Annotated in this window: 13 protein-coding genes; 5 read left to right on the top strand and 8 right to left on the bottom strand. The window is 71.7% G+C overall.

What is annotated here, in order from left to right; genetic code table 11:
- The 3 genes from DI005_RS27455 to DI005_RS27445 form a co-directional block, all read right to left on the bottom strand.
- On the bottom strand, positions 1-663 hold the full coding sequence (locus DI005_RS27455) for a histidine phosphatase family protein (RefSeq protein WP_112275767.1): 663 nt from the start codon (positions 661-663) through the stop codon (positions 1-3).
- A 1-nt stretch (position 664) separates the two neighbouring features.
- Positions 665-1,417, bottom strand: coding sequence for an SDR family oxidoreductase (locus DI005_RS27450; RefSeq protein WP_112275765.1), 753 nt, complete (start codon positions 1,415-1,417; stop codon positions 665-667).
- Between the two features lie 84 nt (positions 1,418-1,501).
- A complete protein-coding gene (locus DI005_RS27445) occupies positions 1,502-2,689 on the bottom strand; it encodes a S8 family peptidase (protein ID WP_113644072.1) in 1,188 nt (395 codons plus the stop codon).
- Between the two features lie 221 nt (positions 2,690-2,910).
- On the opposite strand from DI005_RS27445, the gene DI005_RS27440 reads away from it, so the two are divergent.
- Entirely contained in the window at positions 2,911-3,762 is an 852-nt protein-coding gene (locus DI005_RS27440) for a hypothetical protein (protein WP_112275761.1), read from the top strand.
- A gap of 19 nt (positions 3,763-3,781) precedes the next feature.
- Here the strand turns inward: DI005_RS27440 and DI005_RS27435 are convergent, their stop codons facing one another.
- Positions 3,782-5,407 (bottom strand): acyl-CoA synthetase, encoded by a 1,626-nt coding sequence (locus DI005_RS27435; protein ID WP_113644071.1) that lies wholly within the window; start codon positions 5,405-5,407, stop codon positions 3,782-3,784.
- Positions 5,408-5,502: 95 nt separating this feature from the next.
- Between DI005_RS27435 and DI005_RS27430 the strand changes: the two genes are divergently transcribed.
- Positions 5,503-7,179 (top strand): bifunctional 3'-5' exonuclease/DNA polymerase, encoded by a 1,677-nt coding sequence (locus DI005_RS27430; protein ID WP_112275758.1) that lies wholly within the window; start codon positions 5,503-5,505, stop codon positions 7,177-7,179.
- Positions 7,180-7,282: 103 nt separating this feature from the next.
- On the opposite strand, the gene DI005_RS27425 is transcribed toward DI005_RS27430, so the two are convergent.
- Complete coding sequence (locus DI005_RS27425; protein ID WP_113644070.1) at positions 7,283-8,725, bottom strand: amidohydrolase family protein; 1,443 nt, start codon at positions 8,723-8,725, stop codon at positions 7,283-7,285.
- A 140-nt stretch (positions 8,726-8,865) separates the two neighbouring features.
- Here DI005_RS27425 and DI005_RS27420 point away from each other — a divergent pair, with 140 nt between their 5' ends.
- Positions 8,866-10,296 carry a Na+/H+ antiporter NhaC family protein gene (locus DI005_RS27420; protein ID WP_113644069.1) on the top strand — a complete coding sequence of 477 codons (1,431 nt, stop codon included), beginning with the start codon at positions 8,866-8,868 and terminating at the stop codon, positions 10,294-10,296.
- Between the two features lie 104 nt (positions 10,297-10,400).
- On the opposite strand, the gene DI005_RS27415 is transcribed toward DI005_RS27420, so the two are convergent.
- Positions 10,401-10,811 (bottom strand): DUF1304 family protein, encoded by a 411-nt coding sequence (locus DI005_RS27415; RefSeq protein WP_233520329.1) that lies wholly within the window; start codon positions 10,809-10,811, stop codon positions 10,401-10,403.
- A complete protein-coding gene (locus tag DI005_RS27410) occupies positions 10,799-11,254 on the bottom strand; it encodes a cupin domain-containing protein (protein ID WP_112275752.1) in 456 nt (151 codons plus the stop codon). The genes DI005_RS27415 and DI005_RS27410 overlap by 13 nt, the downstream gene beginning before the upstream one ends.
- A gap of 86 nt (positions 11,255-11,340) precedes the next feature.
- On the opposite strand from DI005_RS27410, the gene DI005_RS27405 reads away from it, so the two are divergent.
- Entirely contained in the window at positions 11,341-12,372 is a 1,032-nt protein-coding gene (locus DI005_RS27405; protein ID WP_113644068.1) for a helix-turn-helix transcriptional regulator, read from the top strand.
- 35 nt (positions 12,373-12,407) lie between these two features.
- Here the strand turns inward: DI005_RS27405 and hrpA are convergent, their stop codons facing one another.
- Positions 12,408-16,289: an ATP-dependent RNA helicase HrpA gene (hrpA, locus tag DI005_RS27400; RefSeq protein WP_113644067.1), complete on the bottom strand. Its 3,882-nt coding sequence runs from the start codon at positions 16,287-16,289 to the stop codon at positions 12,408-12,410.
- 94 nt (positions 16,290-16,383) lie between these two features.
- On the opposite strand from hrpA, the gene DI005_RS27395 reads away from it, so the two are divergent.
- Positions 16,384-19,359: a BTAD domain-containing putative transcriptional regulator gene (locus DI005_RS27395; protein WP_158559908.1), complete on the top strand. Its 2,976-nt coding sequence runs from the start codon at positions 16,384-16,386 to the stop codon at positions 19,357-19,359.
- Positions 19,360-19,438 lie beyond the last annotated feature (79 nt).

Below are 19,438 nucleotides of genomic sequence, written 5' to 3'. Positions count from 1 at the left end.
CTAGCGGTAGCTGAGTAGCTTCCTGGCCTCACCCTCGAAGTGCCCGTGCTCGTTGAACGACAGCAGGGTCGTTCCCGACCGGCCGGTGACGAACTTCGTGATGCCGGCGTTCACCACCACCCGGTTGAACGTGATCAGCCCTTCCGCCGGGTCACCGGTGAGCAGCCCGCAGAGTGTGGCGATCACGCCGCCGGAGGTGAAGACCACCGCCTGCTCGCCGCTGCCCACCCGTGCGGCCAGCTCCTCGAAGGCGCCGCGCACCCGCGCGAGGAAGCCGGGCCACGTCTCGTCAGCGCCGCTGTCGGCGCCCGCGGCGGTCCACGCGGCGAGCGCGGACTCCAGCGCGGCCTGGTACGCCCTCGGGTCGGCGCTGTCCTGGGCCGCTCCCCCGCCGTGATGGGCGGCGATGTCGACGTGGTCGTACTCGTTCCAGCGCGGGTCCTCCTTGGCGACCACACCGGGCGCGAACCCGGCGAGCGCCTCGGCCGCGGTCGCGCGCTGCCGCGAGAGGGTGCCGCACCACGCCTCGTCGGCGCGGACGCCCCGCCTGCCGAGCTCGGCGCCCGCCAGCCGCGACTGCTCGTGACCGCGCTCGGAGAGCACGTCGTAGTCGGCGGCGCCGAAGGACGCCTGCCCGTGCCTCACCAGGTAGATGGCGCCCATGTCAGGTGAACCTCCGCAACAGCCCGGCCGGCAGCACCCGCACCACCACGCTGAGCGGCGCCCAGGGCAGAGTCGGCACGTACGCCTTCGCCTTCTCGCTCTCGATGGCCTTGACCAGCGCGTCGCCGCCGCGCTCCGCGCTCGCGAGCAGCGGCGTCCGGCCGGCCCTGCCCGTCATCTCGGAGGCGATGTAGCCGGGCAGCAGCGTCGTGACGGCGATCGGCGTGCCGTGCACGTCGGCCCTGATGCCGTCGGCGAGTGTCGCGACGCCGGCCTTCGACGCGGCGTAGGCGGTGAGGTTGCGCGGCATACCCCGCAGCGCGCTGAACGACGACACCACGACGAGGTGACCCGCGCGCTGCTCGCGGAAGGTCTCCAGCGCCGCCTCGCACTGGGCCAGCGCGGCGACGAGGTTGGTCTCCACGGTCTGCCGGTTCGCGGCGAAATGACCGCTGCCGATGGGCTGGCCCTTGCCGAGCCCGGCGTTGACGATCACGCGGTCGAGGGAGCCGAGCTCGTCGCGGAACTCGCGGAACACCGTGAAGACGCGGTCGTGGTCGTTGACGTCGAGCTGGCGGGTGACCACCCGGATGCCGGGGTGGGCGGCGGTCAGCTCCCCGGCGAGCGCGTCGAGCCGTTCGGTGCGCCGCGCGCACAGCGCGAGGTTCCTGCCGTCGGCGGCGAACCGCCTGGCCATGCCCTCACCGAGGCCCGCGCTGGCGCCGGTGATCACGATGTTCTTCCGGTAGACCATGCGCTGACCCTACCGCCTGGTAACACAACGGTGGCCCGGCGCGAAGCTCGCGCCGGGCCACCGTTCGTCAGGCGTTCCTCCGGGTCACTCGCCAACGAAGAGCAGGCGGTTCGGCGTGCCCGCGCTCGGGTTGGTGATCTTGTCAGGCGTGGCGGCCGAGGTCAGCGCGCTTTCGACGTCGGCAGGGGTGGCCTCCGGGTTGCCCGAGAGATACAGCGCGGCCGCGCCGACCACGTGCGGCGTCGCCATGGAGGTGCCGCTGATGGTGTTCTCGCCGCCGTCGTGCCAGGCCGAGGTGATGTCCACGCCCGGGGCGTACAGGTCGACGACCTCGCCGAAGTTGGAGAAGTCGGCCTGGGCGTCCTGGTTGTCGCTCGCGGCGACCGTGATGCCCTCGGTGACCCTGGCGGGCGAGGTGTTGCCGGCGTCCTGGCCCTCGTTGCCCGCCGCGATGCCGAACGTGACGCCCGCGGAGATGGCGCCGCGCACGGCGTCGTCGAGCGCCTGGTCGGCGGTGCCGCCGAGGCTCATGTTGGCGACGGACGGTCCGCTCGCGTTCTGCGCGACCCAGTCGATTCCGGCGACGACCTGCTCGGTGGTGCCGCTGCCGTTGGCGTCGAGCACACGGACCGGGACGATCTGGACGCCCTTGGCCACGCCGTAGGTCTCGCCGCCGATCGTGCCCGCGACGTGGGTGCCGTGGCCGTTCTCGTCGGTCGGGTCGTCGTCGTTGTCGATGAAGTCGGCGCCGCCGGTGACCCGCCCGCCGAAGTCGGGGTGGTCGGCGGTCACACCGGTGTCGATGACGTACGCGGTGACGTTGTCGGCCTTGTTGGTGACGTTGTAGGCGTCGTCCAGCGGGAGGTCGGTCTGGTCGATGCGGTCGAGCCCCCACGAGGCCGTCTGCTGCGTGTGGATCCGCTGGTTCTGCACGACGTAGGCGACGTCGCTGTCGGCGGCGAGCCGCTTGGCCTCGGCCTCGGTCGCCTTGATGGAGAAGCCGTCGAGGGCGCTGCCGAAGGTGCGCGTGACGTCGGCGCCGTAGGCACCGGCGAGGGAGTTCGCCAGTGCCGAGACGGTGGAAGTGACGACGTTGTCCTTCAGGACCACGATGTAGCTGTCCGAGACCGCGTTCGACGTGTCGGCCGACAGGATCGCGCCCTCGGCCGGGGCCGCCTGTGCCGCTCCCATGTTGACGGCGACCACGCCCGTGATGCCCGCGAGCACCGCTCCCGTGGTGAGGCTTCGCCGTAGCTTCCGTGAGTTGCCCATTGGCTTCCTTCCTCGTCCCCAGCAGTACGTGAGCCATGCAAACTGGGTGGGATGCAGTTGGGCAATAATTCACAGTTACCAGTTGTAGGCCGTTTGGCCCACACGTGGGTAGACCATTAGGGTGTACGGTCACCCTGCGCAGCCAGCACTCGGTCGTTACAGAGCGCTGCTAACCTTGTCCATATCGTTATGGCCACTATCGTCGGGGGGCGAGCCGGAAATTGGGTGGCACCGCATTCTCGTCGGCCCTGAGAGGGGCCATTTCGACGAGCGGGCTCGGGCTCGACCGTATTCAGGCACGGCTGCAGGAACACGGCATTTCGGTGAGTGTCACCGCATTGAGCTACTGGCAGTCCGGAAAACGGCAGCCAGAGCGGCAGAGCTCGATTTCCGCGGTCCGCGCGCTCGAGCAGATCCTAGAGCTGCCCTCGGGGGCACTGCTCGGCCTCCTGCCACCGCCCCGGCCGCGAGGCACGTCGTCCTCCCGCAGGCGCGCCGAGGACACCGCACGCCCGCTGACCCTCGACGCGCACTCCGGCATCACCCTGGTCGGCCTGCACGACCGGTGCGAGATCTCCGCTGACGGCGGACAGAGCGCGGTGACGGCCACCGCGGTATTCAAGGCCGGAGCCGATGGGCAGGACCGCTGGCTTCTCGCCTACCGCCAGGACGGCTCCGGCGAGCGCGCCCCGAACCTGCGACCCCTGCGCAACTGCAGCATCGGCAGGGTCGAGGTGGACGCCGACGCGGGGCTCACCCTCGCCGAGCTGCTCTTCGGCCACCCCATCGACACCGGCGAGACCTACCTCGTCGAATACGCACTGCGTTACGACCACGCACCCGGACCGGAATGTCGCAAAGCGCATTTCCGCGAGTTCTGGCACCCCATTCCGGAGTACCTGCTGGAGGTGCATTTCGGAATGGGCTCCACGCCCTCGCAATGCTGGCAGTACGCCCGCCCCGAGGACGCCGACGAGCCCGAGTCCCGCCCGCTCAAGGTCGACGAGGGCAACAGCGTGCACGCCATCGCGCTGGACTTCGGCCCCGGCATCTTCGGGATCGGCTGGGCCTAGCGACTTTCGTCGGGCACGCTCAGCTCAGCTCACCCCGCAGCAGCTTGCCCGTGGCGTTGCGGGGCAGCTCGTCGAGGAACTCGACGTCGCGGGGCACCTTGTAGCGGGCCAGGTTCCGCTTGACGAAGTCGCGCACCGCGTCGGCGTCCAGCGAGGCACCCTTCGTGAGCACCACGAACGCCTTGAGCCGCTGCCCGTACTCCTCGTCGGGCACGCCGATCACAGCCGCCTCGGCCACGTTCTCGTGCTCGACCAGCAGGTTCTCCACCTCGACCGGATACACGTTCTCGCCACCGGAGACGATCATCTCGTCGTCGCGGCCGTCGATGAACAGCAGACCGTCCTCGTCGAAGTGCCCGACGTCGCCACTGGAGAGCAGGCCGTCGATGATCTCCTTGTGCCTTCCGTCGGTGTAGCCCTCGAACGCGAGCCCGCTGCCGACGAACACGCGCCCGGTGACGTGCGGCTTCGTGATGCGATTGCCCTGCTCGTCGTAGAGCGCGACGCGGCAGCCGACCGGGGGCCTGCCGACCGTGCCCGGCGCCTTGCGCCAATCCTCGGGCGTGGCCACGGTGGCCACGGCGACCTCGGTGGAGCCGTAGAGGTTGTGGATCACCGGGCCGAAGATCTCGGTGGCGCGGTTGCCCACGTCCGGCGGCAGCGCCGAGCCCGCGACGAAGATGATCCGCACGCTGGAGGTGTCGTACCTGCCGATGACCTCTGGACCGAGGTCGATGATGCGCTGCAGCATCGTCGGCACCAGTACGACCGCCGTGCACTTGTGCTCGGCGACCTGGCGCAACGTCTCCTCGGCGTTGAACCTGCGCCGCAGCACCACCTTGCAGCCGAGCGCGAGGGACAGGATGAACTGCGAGATGCCGGTGCCGTGGAACAGCGGCGCGCCCATGAACGTCGCCTCGCCGACCCGCAGCGGGATGCGGTCGAGGAACTGCGCCGAGTGCAGCGGAGAGATCCTGGGCCGCGGCGCGCCCTTCGGGGTGCCCGTGGTGCCGCTGGTGAGCAGCACCAGCCCGCCCGGCTTCTCCGGCGCGGGCGGCGGCCGGTCGTCGGTGCTCGCGATGATCTCCTCAAGCACGGGGACCTGGTGGCCAGCCAGGTCGGAGTCGGTCCACGCGAGGTAGCGGTCGACGCCCTCGATGCCGTCGAGCAGCGCGGTGAACTCCTCGTCGTAGACCAGCACCTCCACCTTCTCGCGGGCGGCGACGTCGGTGAGCTGCGGTTTGGCGAAGCCGGTGTTCATCAGCAGCAGCGGCGCGCCGAGCTTGCCAGCGGCGAGCATGGTGACGACGAGGCCGCGGTGGTCGCGGCAGAGCGCTGCGATGGCCGAGCCCGGCCGCACGCCGCGCTCGGACCACGCGCGAGCGAGCGCGTTGGACTGCTGGTCGAGCTGGGAGAACGTGAGCGGGCCTCGCTCGTCGACGATGCCGACGGCCAGCGGGTCCCGGTGGGCCGCGATGCGCACGGCGCCGGCGAGCGGGCCGTAACGGCGCGTGGCGAACAGCGAGCGGATGCCCTCGTCGACCCTCGGGATCGGGACGAGTCCCGCGCGCCACAGCACTTCGACGCTGCGAGCCGTTTCCGAAATACGGCCGACCAACTCGGCCACGGTGGGCGGCCTTCTCATCAGGGCACCTCCTCGAGCTCGACGAGCACAACCTACCGGCTAGTAGCTACGACCGTCGACCGTAACCTGTCGGTGCCCGCACGCAGAATCGGACCGTGCAGCTGATCGTCGCGCGGGAAGCGGAGGGTGTCCATGCCGTGCGCGCGCTCGAAGGAGAACTTCCCGCCCCGCCCCGGCTCTCCCCCGGTGAGCTGGTGGAACACGCCGCCCGCTGGGAGCGGGAGCTACGCCCGCGCTGGGTGTTCGCGTCGGTCGAGCACGACTACCCGGTGCTGCTTGAGGGCGGTGTCCGGGTGCGCCGCTGTCATGATCTTTCCCTGATCGAGGGAATCCTGCTGGCCCACGAGGGCCGCCACGAGCAGTCCCGCAGCCTCGCCGCCGCCTACGCTAGGGCCCGAGGGCTCGAGCCTCCCGCCGAGCCGAGGGCGGCCCACCCCGGCCTCGACGAGCAGCCGACGCTGTTCGACCCGCGCGGCTCCGGGTTGCCACCCGGGGTCAGCGCGCTCGACGCGATGGAGGTGGTGCTCGCCGAACAGCAGCGCCGGATCGGCCTGCTCCCCCACCCCGAGCGGATCCGCCTGCTCGTGGCCGCGGAGTCGGCCAGCGCGCTCGCGGCCGCGGAGATGTCGGCCGATGGGCTGCCGTGGCGCGCCGACCTGCACGACGCGCTGCTCACCGAGCTGCTCGGCCCGCGCGTGCCGAACGGGCAGCGGCCCCGCAAGCTGGCCGAACTCGCCGAGCGGGTCCAGGACGCGTTCGGCGGGCGGGCGCTCAACCCCGACCACCCCGGCAGTGTCGTGCGCGCTTTCGGCCGGGCCGGGATCTCGATCCCGTCGGCGAGAGCCCATGTGCTGCGGGACGTCGAGCATCCCGCCGTGGCGCCGCTGCTGGAGTACAAGGAGCTGGCTCGGCTGCACTCGGCGCACGGGTGGGCGTGGCTCGAGCAGTGGGTGCACGGCGACCGGTTCCGGCCGGTGTACGTCGTCGGCGGCGTGGTGTCGGGGCGCTGGGCCAGCCGGGGCGGAGCCGCGCTGCAGATCCCGCGCGTGCTGCGCTCGTGCGTGCGCGCGGACCCTGGCTGGAAACTGGTCGTCGCCGATGCCGCGCAGCTGGAGCCGCGCATACTCGCGGCGCTGTCCGGCGACCGGCAGCTCGCCGACGTCTCCGCCTCGGCCGACCTCTACACCAGCCTCGCGGAGGCGATGTTCCCCGGCAGGGGCGCCGACGGCGAGAACCGCGGCCGGGCCAAGATCGCGATGCTCTCGGCGATGTACGGCGGCACCGCGGGCGAGGCGGCGTCGCTGCTGGCCCTGCTGCGCCAACGGTTTCCGGCCGCGGTGTCCTATGTGGAGCACGCGGCGCTGGCCGGGGAGCGCGGCGAGATCGTCCGGTCCCGGCTGGGCCGGACCTCGCCCCCGCCTTCGGCGGCGTGGCGAACGCTGACGGGCGGCACGGCGAACGAGGAGCAGGCCCGCAGGGCCGCGCGCGACTGGGGCCGGTTCACGCGCAACTTCGTCGTGCAGGCGAGCGCGGCGGACTGGACGGCGGTGCTGCTGGCCACCCTGCGCCAGCGCCTTCCCGAGCCCGCGCACCTGGTGTTCTTCCAGCACGACGAGGTGCTGGTGCACGCCCCGGCCGGGCTGGCCGAGCAGGTACGAACGTGCCTGGCCGACGCGGTCGCGGAGACCACGGCCCGGGTGTTCGGCCAGTCCTGCCCGGTGCGCTTCCCCATGCCCGCGGCGATCGTGGACGCCTACTCCGACGCCAAGTAGCCGTTTCCCGCCCCGACCGCAGTGAAGGCCACCTTCACTGCGTTGAACGCAGGCAAGGCCACCTTCACTGCGTTGAGCGCAGGCATGGTGGCCTTCACTGCGGTCAGGCGACGGGTGTGCCGCGCGTGAGGAAGTCGCTGTCCGCGAGGTCGATTACGCGGTGCGGGATGCGGCGGGCCCGCAGCGCTGCCGTGCCGTGCTCGGTGGTGAGCACCGTGCCGCCGGTGCCGACCACACGCTCGCCGTCGAAGATCACCTGGCCGCCCGCGACGGTCAGCCGCACCGACCTCCGTCCACTGTCGACGGCGACGAGGTCGGCATCGAAGCCCGGCGCGATCCGGCCCTTGCCGGGCAGGCCGAACAACGCGGCGGGCGCGCGGCTCGTCTTGTGGGCCAGCTGCGGCAGGCTCAGCGCACCGAACTGGACGAGCGCGAGCCCCTGGTCCAGCACGAGGTTGCGCCAGTAACCGCCGTCGGAGGAGATGGCGTCCACCACGAAGTCACCGGTGCCGTCGAAGCGCAGCGTCCCGCTCGCGTCCCGGCGCGCGCAACTCTGCATGAACCCGGAGAGCCGCCGGTTCACCGGGAAGCACAGCGACGCGCGAGCGGGGTCGCTCTCCCACACCTCGCGTCCCGCGTCGCCCGTGACCGGAACCGCCTGCCCGGCCTCCTGCCGCAGGCAGTGCGCGAAGCCATCGGCGAAGGCCCGCAACAGCCCGGCCCTGTCCGTGGAGTAGCCGCCCATTCGCAGGCAGTTGACCACGATGTGGTCGGTGAATCGATCCCCGTCGAGCGCGCCGAGGCACAGGTTGAGCGGCGCCAGGTGTGCCTCGCTGACCACCTCGGGATGTTCCCGCAACAGGGCGAGCGCGATCTGGTTCTCCTCGACGAGTTCGGTGACCGCGCCGCGCAGGTAGGCGTTGGTGTGCGCGAGATGCAGGGGCCTGCCGTCGGCGAGCCGCAGCGCCTCGCGCATGCCGTCGAGGTTGCTGCCGTGTGCGGTGGTGCCCGCGTGGAACGCGACGTAGCAGCCCGCGGCGGCGCCCTCCGCGATCGCGCGCGCGGAGGCGTCCGGGGTGCTCGGGAAGTGCCCGCCGAGCAGCTTGATCCCGACGGCACCGTCGCGAAGCGCCGCGCCGACGTCGTCGCGAACGCGGCCTGCCGGCGTGCCGTCGCTGTAGGCGGGCAGGCCCTGCAGGCCGAGGATGGTGAGCCCGGCGGCGGACGCGTGCCACTGGTCCAGCACGGTGCGGAAATCGAAGAACTCCACCGCCGTGGTCACGCCCGCCCGCGCCAGCCGCTCGTGCGCGGGTGAGCGGCCTGCCGGGTCGCTGCCAGCGAGGTCGGTGAGGTGCACGTGGCTGTCCACCACGCCCGGCAGCAGTACGAGCCCGTCGGCGTCGAGCTCACGGGTGGCGGTGGCGGGCAGCTCCGGCTCGACGGCCGTGATGACGCCGTCCGCGACGCCGACATCGGCCACCCCCTGCTCCCCTTCGGCGTCGACGACGTGGGCGCTGCGGACGATCAGGTCGAGCGTGCGGGTCATGCGGGATTCCCTCCTGTGGCGTCGAGGTGACGCTACGGCAGCCGGAAACCCGAATGCAATATCTGTTGCGTAGCTTCTTGCAGACGCAACTTTAGCCAGCTAACGTCCCCGCCAACGAACCAACCGAGGGAGACCGCCCCATGTCCGACGTCCAGCAGCAGGCGGCGCCGCCGCGACCCGAGAGCGGGGAACGGGTCTCGCCTGCACGCAGAGCGACCCAGATCGCGCTGACCGTGCTCTCGCTCGGAATGAGCCTGGTGGTCGGGTTCACTGTGGACGGACCGACGCTGTGGGGTCTCGCGCCGATCGCGATCTACGCGATCCTCGTGCTCATCGGCCTCGACATCATGCTCGCCAGCGTCGCCGCGCTGGTGTCGGGTTTCCTGCTGCTGCACAGCGATCCGATCGACGCGGCAAGCATGCTCGGGGGCGCGCTCGGCTCGGACATCGTCGAGATCGGACTGATCATCATGCTCGGCGCCGGGCTGGGCGAGGTGCTCACCCGCACGCGCGGCGCGACGTACCTGGTGCGCATGATCGTGGACCGGTTCGGTGTGGACACCCCCGTCCGCGCCCAGCTGAGCATCATGATCGCCTCCGGAGTCCTGGTGATCGCGCTGGGCACGCTCATCGGCGCGTTCGCGATCGCGGCGCCGATCGTGATCCCGATCGCGGCCCGGCTGGGCTTCACCCGCTCCAGCACCGCGCTGATGATGTTCATCGGGGGCGCGTGCGGCATGTTCGTCGCTCCGTTCGTGGGCTCCATGGTCGCCATCCGTGAGTACTCCGGCGTGAGCTACCCCGAGTACGTGCTCACCGCGGGCGGCCCGCTGACGATCGTGTGCTTCGCGGTCGGTTTCGTGGTGATCCGCTGGTGCCAGCGGCACCCCGTGTCGGCGGAGGACTACTACGACGAGCGCGAGATCGGTGACCAGGACACGGCTCTGCCGCCGAGTGCGCGCCGGAGCACGATCGCCTTCCTGCTGACCTTCGCGGTGCTGGTGGCCTACGGCGTCGTCACGCGCGCGGGCACGTCGTTCGCCGTCGTCGCCCTCATCGTGATGGCGGTGGTCACCGGAGTCGCGGCCCGCATGCCCGTCAACGCCATCCTCAAGGCGATCTACGAGGGCTGCGGCCGGCTCGTCGACATGTTCCTGCTGTTCTGGATGCTGGCGGCGCTACTCACCGTGGTCGAGGAGCTCAAGCCGTACGACGTGCTGCTGGAGCGGTTCGGCTCGGATCTCAAGGCGCTCGGCGTGCTGGGTTTCCTCATCGTGGTGGCCCTGATCGGCTGGCTCGGCATCTCCGGCGCGTCGGCGGCGCAGGTGATCGTGATCGACCGCGTGTTCGGCCCCACGGCGGAGGCGCTGGGCGTGCCGGTGCAGGCGTGGGCGGTGGTGCTGCTGTGCTCCTGCCAGGCCGATACCTTCGGTCCGTTCCCAGGACCCAACATGATCTCGCCGATGGCGTTCGCGAGGTCAACGGCGCTCAAGCGGATGATCTACTGCGGCTGGATCCTGCTGGCCGCCTCGCTGGCCGTGTACGTCATCCAGCTCGCTCTGCTCTCCTAGTGCCCCCCGCCGGAAGCTCGCCACATAATTCGGTGGCCCAGCTTCCCGCTGGCTGCGTTAACCTCGATCCACCGACGAAAGCAACAGACTTCCGGCGGCGGGCACTAGAGGAACGCCGTCGCGAAGACGACGAGCGGTGGCCCGAGTTGTCCGGCGACGCCGCTCAGCCCCGCTCCCCTCGGCCTGCCGAGCGCCATCCGGTCGGCGGCGAACAGCACGACGCCGGAGAGCGCCATGAACCCGCAGGTGTAGAACACCAGGGCGCGGCCGACAGCCTCGTCGCCGGTGTTCAGCAGCACCAGCCCGAGGACCGTGCCCGAGGCGAGGAAGAGGTTGTAGAAGCCGACGCCGAACGACCACAGCAGCACGGCGGGCACGTCCTCGCCGGGGACCCGGAAGATGCCCCTGTGCACCGAGGGGCGGCGGAACAGCAGGGCCTCCCACACGAACACGAGGACGTGCACGAACGCGGCGAGCCCCGCGAAGACCTGCGCGACGACGTTCACGGCGACCACTCCGCCAGCGTCACGCCGTGGCGGGCGACGACGTCGCCCAGCAGCTCAGCGGCCTTCTCCAGCGGGGTGTTACGCGGCACGGTCTCGTGGACGTCGCGGAAGAAGCGGCCCATGGCGTCGCCCGTGCTGAGCGCGAGGAAGCGCACCGACGGCGTGTGCACGGTGAAGGTGTGCGGCGTGCCCGCGGGGATGGTGACGGAGGCGCCCGGGCCGAGGTCGTGGATCTCGCCGTCCACGAACACGCCCATGCGCCCGTGCAGGACGTAGTGGGTGACGAGCCAGGGTGTGCGGTGGGGCGGCACCGTCGGGCCGCGCGGCGCGTCGATCTCGAACAGCTCGTACGCGCCGCCGGTGTGCTCGGCACCCACCTTCACGGTCACCGTCGCGTCGGGTGAGTCCAGCTCGGCGCCCTCGCCCGCTCCGGAGAGATACATCGTGGTCATGGGCCGACGGTAGGAACCGCGGCGGGAAGGCTCCATCCCGGAAATGTGGGGTGCCGCGCGGCGCGCGCGAGGCGCATACTTCGGCCATGTGGGAGGGTCGGGCGCTCGGCGCGCGACGCGAGATCGCCGCGCTGGCCACCACCGGGCTCGGCGTCACCGAACTGCACCGAGCGGCCATCGAGCTGGTCGGCAGGGTCGTGCCGACCGACCTGACCTGCTGGGCGTCGATGGACCCGGACACCACGGTGATCAGCTCGATGACCAGCGGTCCCGCTCTCATCCCGCGCCGGTACGAGCCGCTGCTGGCGACCTACGAGTACGACGGCACCGAGCCGCACACGTTCACCGAGCTGGCCGCCCGGCCCGCGCCGGTGGCGAGGCTGTCGGACCTGCCGCTGCGTGACCGCGAGCGCAGCGGCAGGGTCAACGAGGTGTGGCGGCCGCTGGGACTGCGCCACGAGCTGCGTGCCGTGTTCCGCGTCGACGGCACCTGCTGGGGTGGCGCGGGCATGGTGCGGCGCGGCGACTTCACCGATCGCGAGGTGGAGTTCGTGGCCTCGGTGGCTCCCGCGCTGGCCACGGCCACGCGCGTCGCGGCCCGCACCGGAAGCTCCCGTGGTCCTGACGAGCAGGCGATCTTCGTTGTCGGTGCGGACGGTGTGCCGCGCTCGGCGACGGCCGCGGCCGGGTCCTGGCGGGTGGAGCTCGACGAGGTCGCGCCAGGCCGGTGCGGGGTGCTGCTGCGCGCCGTCGCGGCGGGTGCGCGTGCGGCGGTCACGGGCACGTTCCGGGCCAGGGTGCGCGACGCCTCGGGGGGCTGGATCCTCTTGCGCGCCAGCAGGTTGCTCTCCGGCGAGGACACCGCCGACACGGTGGTCACCGTGGAGCGCGCGTCCGGCTCGGAACTGCTGGGCCTGCTGCTCGCCGCGTACGGGCTCACCGCGCGCGAACGCGACATCTGCCACGAGGTGATCGCCGGAAGGTCCACATCGGACATCGCCGACCGCCTGGCCATCTCCGCATACACCGTCCAGGACCACCTCAAGTCCGTCTTCACCAAGGCAGGCGTCCGCAGCAGAGGCGAACTCGTGGCAAAGCTCCGCCCCGAGCCAGGCTAGGCCGCGTCCGACCATCCCGCTCGCCAGTGCGCCGCTCAGGCCCCCGCGTCGTCGAGTGCACGCAGCACGCGCTTGACCGACACCGGGTAGGCCGTGCGCAGCGTCTGCGCGAAGAAGCTCACCCGCAATTCCTCGATCATCCAGCGGATCTCGGCCAGCTCGGGGCTCACCGCCGTGCGCGGGGGCACGGTGTCGAGCACCGCCTGGTACTCCTGGCTCAGCCAGTCGACCTCCCGCAGCCGCTCGACGTCGCGTGCAGGATCGCTCGGCAGCTTCTCCAGCCTGCGTTCGATCGCGCGCACGTAGCGCACGAGATCGGGCAGCCGGTCGTAGCCGGTCTCGGTGACGAAACCCTTGTGCACCAGTGAGTCCAGCTGGGCGCGGACGTCCGCGAGGGACTCGCGTAGCGCGTCACCGCGTGTGTCGGCGAGCCGGGCCTCCACGTCGTGTGCCGCGCGCAGCACGTTCTCCACCTCCCGCAGCACGGTCAGCACCGTCCCGTTGAGACTCGTGCGGACCCGCTCCAGCAGCGCGGCGAAACCCGCCTCGTCCCACGCCGGGCCGCCGCCCTCAGCGACGAGCTTGTCCACCGCGCAGTCGACGCAGTCCTCCAGCAGCGCGGCGACACTGCCGTGCGGGTTGCGCGTCAGCACGAGCTTGGCGGTGTTGCTCAGGTTGCGGTTGAGGTACTTCATCGGCGAGGGCACGTTGAGCCGCAGCAGCCGCCGCGTGCCCTCCCACATGGCCTTGCGCTGCTGGCCGGGGGTGTCGAGCATCCGCACGGCGACGCTCTCGCCCTCGTCCACCAGCGCGGGGTACGCCTTCACCTCGTGCCCGCGCCGTTTCGCCTGGAACACCTGCGGCAGCTCACCGAACTTCGCGGTGGTGAGCCCGGACCGCTCGACGCTGTCGGCCGCGGCGGAGATGGTCTTGCGCAGCCGGTCGCCGAGGCGGTCGCGCAGCGCCTCCAGGTCCTTGCCCTCGGCGAGCTTGCGCCTGCGCTCGTCGACGACGCGGAAGGTGATGCGCAGGTGCGGCGGGATCGCCTCCGGCTGCCACGCGTCGATCGGCACGGCCACACCTCGCAGTGCCTCCAGCTCGCGGGCGAGCACGTCCAGCAGCGGCCCCTGAGACGGGTCCACTCTCGACAGCACCGCGCGCGCCGTGTCCGGGGCGGGCACGAAGTTGCGCCGCAACGCCTTCGGCAGCGACTTGATGAGCGCGGTCACCAGCTCCTCACGCAGCCCCGGCACCTGCCAGTCGAAACCGTCGGCGCTCACCTGGTTCAGCACCGGGAGTGGAATGTGGACGGTCACACCGTCGGCGTCGGCACCCGGCTCGAACTGGTAGGTCAGCGCGAAGCTCAGCTGTCCCTGAGTCCACGTGTCCGGGTAGTCGGCCTCACTCACCGCGTCCGCGGAGTCGTTGATGAGCATGGCCTTCTCGAAGTTGAGCAGATCCGGCTGCTCCCGGCGCGTCTTCTTCCACCACGTGTCGAAGTGCCGCGCCGACACCACCTCGGCGCCAACGCGCTCGTCGTAGAAGGCGAACAGCGTCTCGTCGTCGACGAGGATGTCGCGCCGCCGAGCCCGGTTCTCCAGGTCCTCGACCTCGTCGAGCAGGGCCAGGTTGTCGCGGAAGAAGCGGTGGTCGGTGTCCCAGTCGCCCTCCACGAGGGCGTGCCGGATGAACAGCTCGCGCGACAGCTCAGGGTCGATGCGGCCGTAGTTCACCTTTCGGCCCGCGACAAGCGGGATGCCGTACAGCGTCACGCGCTCGTTGGCCATCACCGCACCCTGCTTGCGCTCCCAGTGCGGCTCCGAGTAGTTGCGCTTCACCAGGTGCTGCGCGAGCGGCTCGATCCACTCAGGCTCCACCCGCGCGTTGACGCGGGCCCACAGCTTCGACGTCTCCACCAGCTCGGCGGAGGCCACCCACCGCGGCTGCTTCTTGAACAGCGCCGAGCCGGGGAACACCGAGAACCGCGTGCCGCGCGCGCCGAGGTAGTCGCCCTTCGCCGGGTCCTTGAGCCCGACGTGCGAGAGCAGCCCGGCCAGCAGCGACGTGTGAATGTGCTGCGGGTCGCCCGGAACGCTGTTGAGCGTGATGTCGAGCTGCTTGGCGAGCTGGCGCAGCTGGCTGTAGATGTCCTGCCACTCCCGCACGCGCAGGTAGTTCAGGAACTCGGCGCGGCACCGCTTGCGGAACTGGTTGTTGGACAGCGTCTTCTGCTGCTCGCGCAGGTACTCCCAGAGCTTGAGGTAGGACAGGAAATCCGAGTTCGGGTCGGCGAAGCGCGCGTGCTGCTGGGTCGCCGCCTGCTGCTGCTCGGCGGGCCGCTCCCTCGGGTCCTGGATGGACAGACCGGCGGCGATGATCATGACCTCACGCACGCAGCCGTTCTTCGCCGCCTCCACGATCATCCTGCCCATGCGCGGGTCCACGGGCAGCTGGGCGAGCTGGCGGCCGATCTGGGTGAGCCTGCCCGCCGCCGTGTCGAGCGCGCCGAGCTCCTGCAGCAGCTGCACACCCGCGGTCACCTGACGGCGGTCCGGCGGCTCCACGAACGGGAACGCCGCGATGTCGCCGAGCCCGAGCGAGGTCATCTGCAGGATCACCGACGCGAGGTTGGTGCGCAGGATCTCCGGATCGGTGAACTCGGGCCGCGACTCGAAGTCGTCCTCGGAGTAGAGCCGGACGCAGATGCCGTCGGAGGTCCGTCCACAGCGGCCCTTGCGCTGGTTGGCCGAGGCCTGCGACACCGGCTCGATCGGCAGCCGCTGCACCTTGGTGCGGTGGCTGTAGCGGGAGATGCGCGCGGTGCCCGGGTCGATCACGTACTTGATGCCCGGCACCGTCAGCGACGTCTCGGCGACGTTCGTGGCGAGCACGATCCGGCGCCCGCGATGCCGCTGGAACACCCGGTGCTGGTCGGCGGCAGACAGGCGGGCGTACAGCGGCAGGATCTCGGTGTCGGGCAGCCGCAACGCCGTGAGCGCCTCGTTCGTGTCGCGGATCTCGCGCTCCCCGGAGAGGAACACGAGGATGTCACCCGGCCCCTCCGCCATCAGCTCGCGCGCCGCGTCGACGATCGCCTGCACCTGGTCGCGGTCGGGGTCGCCGTCCGGGTCGTCGGGGTCGACCACCGGCCGGTACCGCACCTCGACGGGATAGGTCCGGCCCGACACCTCCACCACGGGCGCGTCGTCGAAGTGGCGCGAGAACCGCTCGGGGTCGATCGTGGCCGAGGTGATGATCACCTTCAGCTCGGGCCTGCGAGGCAGCAGCTGCTTGAGGTAGCCGAGCAGGAAGTCGATGTTGAGGCTGCGCTCGTGAGCCTCGTCGATGATGATCGTGTCGTACTGCCGCAGCATCCGGTCCTGCTGGATCTCGGCGAGCAGGATGCCGTCGGTCATCAGCTTGACGAGCGTGTCGTCGCCGGAGGTGTCGGTGAAGCGCACCTTGTAGCCGACGACGGTGCCCGGCTCGGTGTTCAGCTCGCTCGCGATGCGCTCGGCGACGGTGCGCGCGGCGAGGCGCCTTGGCTGGGTGTGCCCGATCTGCCCGCGCACGCCGAGCCCGAGCTCGAGGCACACCTTGGGCAGCTGCGTGGTCTTGCCGGAGCCCGTCTCCCCCGCGACGATCACCACCTGGTGGTCGCGGATCACCTCGGCGAGGTCGTCCTTGCGCTGGCTGACCGGCAGCTCGGCCGGGTACTCGATCTTCGGCACCACCGCCCGCCGCCGCTGGATCCGCTGCTCGGCGGTGTCGATGTCGGCGGCGATCCGCGCGGCGACCGCGTCGCGGTCACGCGCCTTGCGGGCGCCGTCGATCCGGCGGCGGAGCCGGTGCTCGTCGCGCAGCATGAGTCCGGGCAGCCGGGATCGCAGCTCATCGAGGGGGGATCGTGTGGACATACCGCGTCCCAGCTTAACGGCAAGTGTTGCGGGCACCGGCCCGCTGGGACACGCTCGATGCGGAAGATCACGGAAAACCGACGCTGGGGGCCACGTGATCCGCTACGGCGTTCTCGGGCCGCTGACGGTCGACGGCGAGACGGTGTCGCCCGGCCAGCACCGCACCGTGCTGGCTACCCTGCTGATCCAGGCCAACGAGGCGGTGCCCACGAGCACGCTCGTCGACGAGCTGTGGCCGGACTGCGCGCCCGACTCCGCCACCGTGATGGTGCAGATGTGCGTGTCCGGGCTGCGCAAGCTCCTCGCCCCTGGCGTTCCCGCTCGCGACCCCCGCCAGGTGCTGCGCACCTACCGGGGCGGCTACCGGCTCGAGGTGCCCGACGACGCACTCGACCAGGCCCGCTTCCTCGCGCTGGCCGAACGCGGGCACCGGCTCGCCGGGGAACGCGATCCAAAGGGCGCAGCGCACGCACTGCGGGAGGCGCTGCAGCTGTGGCGGGCCCCCGCACTCCAGGACGTGACCGGCGGCGCCGTCGTGAGCGCGCACGCGACCTGGCTGGACGAGCAGCGCGCGGCCGTGCTGGAGCAGCGCGTCGCGCTGGACCTCGCTCTCGGCGGGCACCGCGAGGTGATCGCGGAGCTGCGCGGGCAGGTGGCCGCCGAGCCGACCAACGAGGCGCTCGCCGCACACCTCGTCACCGCGCTCGCCGCTGCCGGCCGTCAGGGCGAGGCGTTCGCGGTGTTCGAGCGGACCCGGGCCGCGCTGGCCGCGGAGCTCGGTGTCCGGCCGGGTCGCAGGCTGTTCGACGCCGTCGCCGGGCTCCGCCCCCGGGTCACGGCGGGCAGCCCGAAACGGCCGAGGGTCGCGCCCGCACAACTGCCACCCGACATCGCCGACTTCACCGGCCGCGCGGAGGTTCTCGCCGAGATCGAGCGCGCGCTCACCGAACCCGCGAGCGCGCCGAGGGTGCTCGTGCTGTGCGGGCAGGGCGGGCTCGGCAAGAGCGCGCTCGCCGTGCACGCCGCCCACGAGCTGCGCGAGCGGTTCCCCGACGCACAGCTCGTGGCGGGTGACGGCAGCGCGACCGAGGTGCTCGGGCAGTTCCTGCACGCGCTCGGGGTCACCGACGACGAACTGCCGTCGGCGCTGCTCGACCGTCAGCACCTGTGGCGCACCCGCACGGCGTCCTCGCGGGTGCTCGTGCTTGTCGATGGCGCGCGCGACGAGCAGCAGGTACGCGCGCTGCTGCCCGGTGGCAGCGGCTGCGCGGTGCTGGTGACCAGCCGCAGGCGCCTGCTCGGGCTCGAGGGCGCGCGAACCGTTGAGCTGCCCGAGCTGACCGAGCCCGAGGCGCTCGACCTGCTCGCCGCGCTGGCCGGACGGGAACGCCTCGACGCGGAACCCGCCGGGGCGCGAGAGCTGGTGCGGCTCTGCGGCGGCCTGCCGCTGGCCGTGCGGATCGTCGGCGCGAAGCTCGCCGCCCACGCTCACGAGCCGATCGCCGACCTGGTGGCGAGGGTGGCCGACCGGCATCGCGGGCTCGGAGAGCTGCGCGCGGGCGACCTCGACGTGCGCGCGACGGTGGACGTGAGCTACGCCGAGTGCCCGCAACCGCAGCGGCGGGCGTTGCGCCTGCTCGGCCACGCCGGGCTGCCGACCTGCACGCGCTGGACGGTCGCGACACTGCTCGACTGCCCGGCCGACACCGCAAGGGACGTCTGCGAGGGGCTCGTCGACGCGCAGCTGCTGCAGGTCTGCGGGCGCGATGCGGCCGGACTCGTGCGCTACCGGCTGCACGACCTCATCGCCGCGTTCGCCGCCGAGCAGGAGGAGCCCGGGATCGGCGAGGCGATGGAACGGCTCGTGCACGGCTACCTCGCGCTGGCGGGCCGCGCGCACGACAAGCTGAGGGCCAGCCGGTTCCCGCCCGCCGCGCCGCCCGCTCCCGCGAGCTCGGCCACCGAGCGAGCGGTGCAGGCCGATCCGGGCGGCTGGCGGCACGAGGAGAGCGGCAACCTCGTCGCGCTGACCCGCTGGACCTACCGCACCGGCTGGTGGCGGCACACGTGGCTGCTGGCCGACGCCTTCGCGGGGCTGGCCGAGCGCCGCCCGGACGACCCGGGCGTGCGCGACGTCGCCGTGCTCGGACTGCTCGCCGCACGCCGCACGGGTGACCGCGGGGCCGAGGCGATGAGCCTGTGCGCACTGGGCGACCTGCGCTGGGAGAGCGGGCGCGCCGGGGTCGCCGCGCGCTACTACGCGCTGGCGAGCGCCGCGTTCGAGGAACTCGGCGACGACCGAGGGCTCGCGCGGGTGCTCACCGCACGCGCCGATGTCGACATCGAACGCGGCAGGCTCGACCGGGCCCGTGAGGACCTGCGCAGGGCGCTGCTGCTCGCGCAACTGTGCGGGGACCGCCAGTGCCGGGCCGACGCGCTGGACCAGCTCGGCTCGTTGCTTGCCGACATCGGCGACCTCACCGCCGCCGAGGACTGCTTCACCAACAGCCGTCAGGTCGCCGAGTCGCTCGGCTCGCTGCGCGGGGTCGCGCGCGCCGAGAAGCGGCTCGCCGACGTGCTGCGCTGGCGCGGGGAGCACGAGCAGGCACGGGCACGGCTGGCGACGGCGCTGGAGATCTCCCGCGAGCACGCCGACGTGCACTGGGAGGCCCACGTGCTGCGCTCGCTCGGCGAGCTGGACCGCGCCACCGGGCGCCTCGCCGACGCGGAACGCTCGCTCACGCGCGCGTGCGAGCTGTTCACGGAGCTGGGACACCGGCACGCCCGCGCATACGTCCTGTACTCCCTTGGCGAGCTGTACGCCGACCAGGAGCTGCCGGAGCGCGCGGAGCTGAGCCTCGCCGCGTGCAGGCAGGTGTTCCAGGCGCTCGACGACTGGCGTGGGCAGGGCTACGCCCTGCTCGGGCTCGGGAGGCTGTGGGCGCGGCACGGGGACGGCGACGCCGCGATCGCCGCACTGCGCGCCGCGGCCGGCATCTTCGCCCGGCTCGGCTACCGCCGGTGCGAGCGCAACGCCCTCTCCGCGCTCGCCGCGGCGGCAACGGCCTGACCAGCGTCTTTAAGGAAGCTTTAGGTTTCGTTTAGCGCCCGCCCCTTCTCTGGTGATCGCCGGCACACCGCGACAGAGA

Origin of the sequence: Prauserella sp. PE36, from assembly GCF_003311655.1 — a bacterium.
GTDB lineage: Bacteria > Actinomycetota > Actinomycetes > Mycobacteriales > Pseudonocardiaceae > Prauserella_A > Prauserella_A endophytica.
This window is presented reverse-complemented; position numbering and strand designations above follow the sequence as displayed.

Coding starts and splice junctions, on each gene's coding strand:
- DI005_RS27455 (WP_112275767.1), bottom strand. CDS start 663: ATGGGCGCCATCTACCTGGTGAGGCACGGGCAGGCGTCCTTCGGCGCC.
- DI005_RS27450 (WP_112275765.1), bottom strand. CDS start 1,417: ATGGTCTACCGGAAGAACATCGTGATCACCGGCGCCAGCGCGGGCCTC.
- DI005_RS27445 (WP_113644072.1), bottom strand. CDS start 2,689: ATGGGCAACTCACGGAAGCTACGGCGAAGCCTCACCACGGGAGCGGTG.
- DI005_RS27435 (WP_113644071.1), bottom strand. CDS start 5,407: ATGAGAAGGCCGCCCACCGTGGCCGAGTTGGTCGGCCGTATTTCGGAA.
- DI005_RS27425 (WP_113644070.1), bottom strand. CDS start 8,725: ATGACCCGCACGCTCGACCTGATCGTCCGCAGCGCCCACGTCGTCGAC.
- DI005_RS27420 (WP_113644069.1), top strand. CDS start 8,866: ATGTCCGACGTCCAGCAGCAGGCGGCGCCGCCGCGACCCGAGAGCGGG.
- DI005_RS27410 (WP_112275752.1), bottom strand. CDS start 11,254: ATGACCACGATGTATCTCTCCGGAGCGGGCGAGGGCGCCGAGCTGGAC.
- DI005_RS27405 (WP_113644068.1), top strand. CDS start 11,341: ATGTGGGAGGGTCGGGCGCTCGGCGCGCGACGCGAGATCGCCGCGCTG.
- hrpA (WP_113644067.1), bottom strand. CDS start 16,289: ATGTCCACACGATCCCCCCTCGATGAGCTGCGATCCCGGCTGCCCGGA.